Genomic DNA, 6,568 nt, shown 5'->3' on the forward strand with positions numbered 1-6,568 from the left:
TTTGCCCTCAGCTTCAGGCGCAGCCGGTGCGGCTGCTGCTGGCGCCACAGCTTCGGCTTGTGGGCGGGTGCGTGGACCACCGCGACGCGAGCGCGCTGGACGGGCGTCGCCCGCTTCGGAATCTGCTGCCGCGGCGGCAGCCGGCGCCGACTTGGCGGGCGCAGACTTGGCGGGCGCGGCATCGGCAGACCCAGCCTTGGCAGGCGTAGTGGTCTCGGCTGGGGGCCGCGTCCGTGGGCCACCGCGACGTGAGCGGGCGGGACGAGCGGAACGCTCCTCGCCAGCTTCGGTGGTTTCGGAGTCGGCGGGGGCCGGTGCAGTACGCTTACCGGTGTCCAGGTATTCGATGGGCATGTGGATCAGCTTGAGAATGGCATCGAGATGCTTGCCGTCGGCGGGCGATACCAGCGTGTAGGCCACCCCGGAACGACCGGCGCGACCGGTGCGGCCAATCCGGTGCACATAATCTTCGGCGTGCACGGGCACGTCAAAGTTGAAGACGTGGCTCACGGCGGGGATATCCAGGCCGCGGGCGGCAACGTCGCTGGCGACCAGCAGCGTCAAACGATTGTTCTTGAAGGCGTCGAGCGTTTCGGTGCGGCTCTTCTGGTCCATATCGCCATGCAGCGCACCAGCACTGAAGCCATGGCGTTCCAGCGAGCGGGCCAGTGTGGCGACGTCACGTTTGCGATTGCAGAAAATAATAGCGTTGGTCAGGCCGTCAGCCGCAGTGATGCGCTCGCGCAGGGCGGCGCGCTTCTCGTCGGGCTTGGAGCCCACACGGACCAGCTTCTGATCAATGGTTTCGGCCGTTGAGCTCTGGCTGGAAGACTGGATATGGACCGGGTCCTTGAGGAACTTCTTGGTCAGCCGTTCAATCTCTTTGGACATGGTTGCCGAGAACAGCATGGTCTGGCGCCGGGGCGGCAGACGGCCGCAAATTCTTTCAATGTCATCAATGAAGCCCATGTCGAGCATGCGGTCGGCTTCGTCGATCACCAGGATCTCGACGCCGTTGAGCATGATCTTGCCGCGCTCGATCTGGTCGAGCAGGCGGCCGGGGGTGGCGATCAGCACGTCTACGCCGCGATCAAGCTTCTTGTTCTGTTCTTCGAAGGACACGCCGCCGATGATCAGGGCCATCGAGATGCGGTGGTTCTTGCCGTATTTTTCAAAATTCTCGGAGACCTGCGCTGCGAGTTCGCGCGTTGGTTCGAGAATGAGAGTGCGGGGCATGCGCGCCCGGGCGCGGCCGTTTTCCAGCAGCGTCAGCATGGGCAGCACGAACGACGCCGTCTTGCCGGTGCCGGTCTGGGCGATGCCGATAATGTCCTTCTTTTGCAGGACATGAGGAATTGCCTGGGCCTGAATCTCGGTCGGCTTGGTGTAGCCTGCAGCGGCAACTGCATCGGTTACTTTGGTGGACAGTCCGAGCTCGGAAAAATCGTCAGTCAAATTGGGTAATCCACGTCTGAGGCGTCGCCCGGGGCCAGATCCAGTTCGAGACATTCGAACGGTGCGCCGGGGTGGTCAGTTGGGGTGCAGGACCGCGGCTGCGAGACGCATCCACAACTGGGATGGCCACCGGACGGGATGCACCAGGTGCATGTTCGACGGAGTGGCCCTGAGGCACTATAGCAAGGGCGGGCATTGTCTATGTGACAGGCCCCAAAAACTTTGCCCCAGCGGCGCGGACCATAGCGCAAAGGCCTTGTCTGTCAACGGTGTTGCGCCGGTTAGCCTTAATTGGCATCTACATCGACCCCGTCAATTCGGCCAAGGCTGTTGTCCATGTCACAATCGCGGCAACAGATTCGCTAAATATCGAGATCGGTGACGAAGGCCGCATTTTCCTGAATGAAATCAAACCGGGCTTCCGGCTTGGTGCCCATCAGCCGATCAACGCTGATGCGGGTAGCGTCCAGATCGTCACGGACCTTGACCTGCAACAGGGTGCGACTCTTTGGCGACATGGTGGTCTCGCGCAAATGGGCGAATGGCATCTCACCGAGGCCCTTGAAGCGCGTGACGTCGACTTTGCCCTTGCCGGTGAACTCGGTTTCCATCAGCTCGAGGCGATGCGCGTCATCGCGGGCATAGAGGGTCTTGCCGCCCTGGCTGATACGATAGAGCGGCGGCAATGCCAGGAACAGGTGCCCGCCGTCGATCAGCTTGGGCATTTCCTGAAAGAAGAACGTCATCAGCAGTGCAGCGATATGGGCACCGTCCACGTCAGCGTCGGTCATGATGATGATCTTGTCGTAGCGCAAATCCTCCTCGCGATAGCGATCGCGGGTGCCGCAGCCCAGAGCCTGGATCATGTCGGAAATCAACTGACTGGCGGCCATCTTCTCGCGACTGGCGCCGGCCACGTTGAGGATCTTGCCGCGCAGCGGCAGCACGGCTTGGCTGGCTCGGCTGCGCGCCTGCTTGGCGCTGCCACCAGCGGAGTCGCCTTCGACAATGAACAGCTCGGCGCCCTGCGCGGCGGTCTGGGTGCAGTCAGCCAGCTTACCGGGCAGGCGCAGTTTGCGCGTCGCACTGGCGCGGTCGATCTCTTTTTCCTTGCGGCGACGCATGCGCTCATCGGCGCGCTCTACAGCCCAGTCGAGCAGCTTGCCGGCCTGGTTGGGCGAGGCGGCCAGCCAGTGGTCAAAGGCGTCACGAATGGCGGTGTCGACGATGCGCGTGGCTTCGCTGGAGGCCAGCTTGTCCTTGGTCTGGCCGACGAATTCGGGCTCGCGCACAAACACCGACAACATGGCGTTGCACTGCGAGAAAATGTCCTCGGCGGTCAGATTGGCGGCAGCCTTGTTCTTGGTCAGGTCTGCATAATTCTTGATGCCGCGCAGCAATGCCGAGCGCAGGCCCGCTTCATGGGTGCCGCCGTCACGCGTTGGCACGGTGTTGCAATAGGATGACACGCCGCCATCGCCCAGGGTCCAGGCAATCGCCCATTCGACGGCGCCCTGCGTACCCGGCTTGCCGTGGCTGCCTGCGAACAGGTCGTCGACAATGCGCGTTTCGCCCTCGATGCGCGCGGTCATGAAATCCTTGAGCCCGTTCGGATAGTGGAACACCGCCTTGGCCGGGGCATCATCGGTGACCAGGGTCTCGTCGCAACTCCAGCGCAGTTCGACGCCAGCAAACAGATAGGCCTTGGCCCGCGTCATGCGGAACAGGCGCGCGGCGGAGAAATGTGCCGTCTCGCCAAAGATCTGCGGGTCGGGATGGAACCGTGTGGTGGTGCCACGTCGATTGTTGACGCGGCCCATCGGCTGGATCCCGCCGACCGGTATGCCGCGGGAAAACTGCAGTCTGTAGAGCTGCTGCTCGCGCGCCACCTCGACAACCATGTCGTCGGACAGCGCGTTGACCACAGAAATGCCGACGCCATGCAGGCCGCCCGACGTTTCATAGGCCTTGGAGTCGAACTTGCCACCGGCATGGAGCACGGTGTGGACGATCTCGAGCGTCGAACGACCGGGATATTTGGGGTGGTTTTCCACGGGAATGCCGCGGCCGTTATCGGTGATGGTGAGGTACCCATCGGCGCCCAGATGCACCTCGATGCGGCTGGCGTGGCCGGCAATGGCTTCATCCATCGAGTTGTCGATGACTTCGGCAAACAGGTGGTGCAGGGCATTGGCGTCGGTGCCGCCAATATACATGCCGGGGCGACGCCGCACGGGCTCAAGGCCCTCGAGAACTTCAATATCAGCAGCCGAATAGGAACCCGTCGTCGGGGTGACAATTGGCGTTTCAGGGGCCGGCCTGGTGGCCTGGGGCTGACTGGTTGCAGGGTCAGCTGCGCCGAAAAGGTCTTCTGCTTGCGACATGCACGGTCCGTCTCTGGTGCCCGAATCAGGCGTTCTTGAGTTCTATCATATCCGGGGGCCGGGTCGGCATGAGGCGCCGGCGCCGGGGCCGCCCTGATTTGCCCACGAAGCTGAACCGCCGATGAACGCATAGTTCTGGTTCGGTTCAAGGGCAGGGGACTAGACCGGGTGCAATGACGTCAAGTCACCCAGACACTGGTTCAAGGATTATCCACATGGCTTTCAACGGCACCGCCTTCAAGTCTTTCACGCGCGCCGCCGTGCTGGCCATGGCGCTGGGCGCATCAAGCCTGATGGCCGCCCCGGTCTTTGCCCAGAGCGGATCGACGGGGTTCAGCATAGAATTCAACACGGGCGGCGCCAGCCAGAACTTTGGCGGGCAGCGTCACGACCGGCGTACCGGCTGGGATGATGACTATCGCCAGCGCTGCCTGACCAATCGGGACGTGGCGCGTGCCATCAACGGCTATGGCTATAACCGCGTCGAGATTGTCCGGGAATTGCGCCGTAACCGGGTGGAGGTAGAGGCCACCAGGGGCAACTGGATCTATGCCATGCGCGTTGACAAGTGCACCGGGCAAGTCGACCAGGTGCAGCGGACCGGACGGGCTTTTGGCGGCGGCCGCCGCGACGACTTCTACAATGGCGGGTTCGATGGCGGCGGCCTCACCAATGGTGGGTTCGGATTCCAGTTCAATTTTGGCAATTGAGGGCGCCCACGGGCGCAGCAAGGAGACGGTCATGAGACCATTTGCGGCGGTAGTGGTGGTGGCGCTGACGCTGGGCGTTGGTCTGGTAGGACCCGCGCAGGCACAGCGCTTCGGGATATTTTATGGTGACCAGCGGTCGGACTTTTTCCCCGAGCGCATCTCTTGCCTCAACGATTTCCAAATTCGTCAGGCGGTGGCGGAACTGGGTTATCGCGATATCTATCTCAACGTGCCCAATCAGAAGCACATCGAGGTGCGCGCGAGCAAGGGTGATTGGGTCTATCTGCTTGATTTCAATTATTGTTCTGCCCGTATCGAGAGCCGGACAAGGCTGCGCCCTGCGCGCTGACAGCTCAGATCGGGACAGCTCTGTCCCGGAATCGGGCGCCAAGTTTACCCCGTGTTTGCTTCTTGAGAGCACTTTCTTAAGCGCACACTGCTAGATCAATCGTCATACGGTTTTTGTTTGGAGTGTCCGTATGCGAGCCACTCGAGGTCTAAGTTCTGCGTTTCAGAATTCGGCTGGTTCGGTTGCTATAGGCGTTTGGCCGCAAGCCGGGTTTATTGGTATTGCGTACCGGCTGGCCAAGCTCTCTGTCCCGCGTTTTGGGGCGATTTTTGTAGTCTCCGCCTTGTTTTATCTGGTCTGATCGGCAGCGAATTGATTTTCGCGGCCGGCAAGGCTATTTTGATGACCGTTCTGAGATTCACATCAAACAGAAGGAGGGCTGCATGACCGTTATTGAGCGTCACCGACAGTGTGGCCCCGTCTTCGCCCTGTGGCAGCAGCTGCAGGGCTGACCAGGATCTGGTTCGGACGCTTTTCGATATCCCCCAAATCTGGTTTGCCCTTCATGGCGGTCGTCTGACCGCTGTCTGATGGCATTTGGCGCGCTTTTTCTCGCGACGCCGCTCCAGTGAGATACCAAAATGGGTTCGATCAGCCTCCGCAATGCCGGCCTTGTGGCCAGCGACACTCTATTTTCCAACCTGAATTTCGTGATCGGCGCAGGCGACCGTGTTGGTCTGGTGGCCGGTAATGGCCGGGGCAAGACAACCCTGTTGCGGGCCATGGCCGGACAGGGTGAACTGAGCACAGGCGAATTGGTGCGCTCGCGCGGCCTGCAGGTGGGCTATGTCGAACAGGACATGCCGCCGGCCAGTATGGGGCTGACCCTGTATGAGATGGTGCTGGCAGCGTTGCCGGAGGCCGAGCGAGCCAGTGAGAGCTGGCGCGTCGATGTTGTGCTTGATGAGTTCGAGACCCCAGAGGCCTTGCGGCATCGTCCGCTCAGCCAGCTCAGTGGCGGCTGGCAACGCATTGCCCTGATTGCGCAATGCTGGGTGCTGCAGCCCGATGCCCTACTGCTGGATGAGCCGACCAATCACCTGGATCTGGGCAAGCTGTTCCAACTGGAAAACTGGATCAATCAGGCTGCGCGCAATATTCCGGTGGTGATCGCCAGTCACGACCGGCAGTTTCTCGACGCCACGACGACGCGGACCCTGTTCCTGCGGCCCGAGGTCTCGCCGCTTTTCGCCCTGCCGTACAGCAAGGCCCGCCTGGCATTGGCCGAGTTGGACGAGGCGGCCGAGCTCAAACGCGAGCGTGACCTCAAGGAAGTCAGCAAGCTGCGCAAGCAAGCGGCGAAGCTGACCAATATCGGCATCAATTCGGGTAGTGACCTGCTGGTCGTCAAATCCAAATATTTGCGGGAACGGGCCGAAAAGATTGAGAGCACTGTCCGCTCGGTCCACAAGGACCGCAACGGCGAGATCCGGCTGGGCAATAGCGGCGCACAAACCAGGGTAATGCTGGCCTTCGACAATGTGACGGTGAGCAATCCGGTGGGTGAAAAGCTGTTTGTCATAGACAAACTGCATGTGTTTCAAGGCGACCGATTGGTGGTCCTGGGTCGCAATGGCACGGGCAAGTCGCAATTCATGGGACTGCTGCACCGGACCATCAATGGGCAGGAAACGCCGGGTATCCGCGTCAGTCCGCAGATTGTGCCGGGC

The 6,568-nt window shown here is 61.4% G+C and carries 5 protein-coding genes; 3 read left to right on the plus strand and 2 right to left on the minus strand.

Translation table 11 applies throughout. The annotated features are described in order from the left end of the window. Both Q8O80_RS00970 and parE read right to left on the minus strand, forming a co-directional pair. Nucleotides 1-1,455: DEAD/DEAH box helicase (locus tag Q8O80_RS00970; protein WP_305575978.1), on the minus strand; the 1,455-nt coding region annotated here is incomplete at its 3' end. A gap of 362 nt (nt 1,456-1,817) precedes the next feature. Then, a complete protein-coding gene (gene parE / locus Q8O80_RS00975) occupies nt 1,818-3,839 on the minus strand; it encodes a DNA topoisomerase IV subunit B (RefSeq protein ID WP_305575980.1) in 2,022 nt (673 codons plus the stop codon). 215 nt (nt 3,840-4,054) lie between these two features. On the opposite strand from parE, the gene Q8O80_RS00980 reads away from it, so the two are divergent. From Q8O80_RS00980 to Q8O80_RS00990, 3 genes are all read left to right on the plus strand, one after another. Further along, entirely contained in the window at nt 4,055-4,549 is a 495-nt protein-coding gene (locus tag Q8O80_RS00980; protein ID WP_305575982.1) for a hypothetical protein, read from the plus strand. A gap of 31 nt (nt 4,550-4,580) precedes the next feature. Continuing rightward, on the plus strand, nt 4,581-4,898 hold the full coding sequence (locus tag Q8O80_RS00985) for a hypothetical protein (protein WP_305575984.1): 318 nt from the start codon (nt 4,581-4,583) through the stop codon (nt 4,896-4,898). A 581-nt stretch (nt 4,899-5,479) separates the two neighbouring features. Beyond that, nucleotides 5,480-6,568, plus strand: a 1,089-nt coding sequence (locus tag Q8O80_RS00990; RefSeq protein ID WP_305575986.1) for an ATP-binding cassette domain-containing protein, incomplete at its 3' end; no start/stop codon positions are given.

The sequence above is a fragment of the Devosia sp. genome, assembly GCF_030689745.1.
Lineage (GTDB): Bacteria > Pseudomonadota > Alphaproteobacteria > Rhizobiales > Devosiaceae > Devosia > Devosia alba.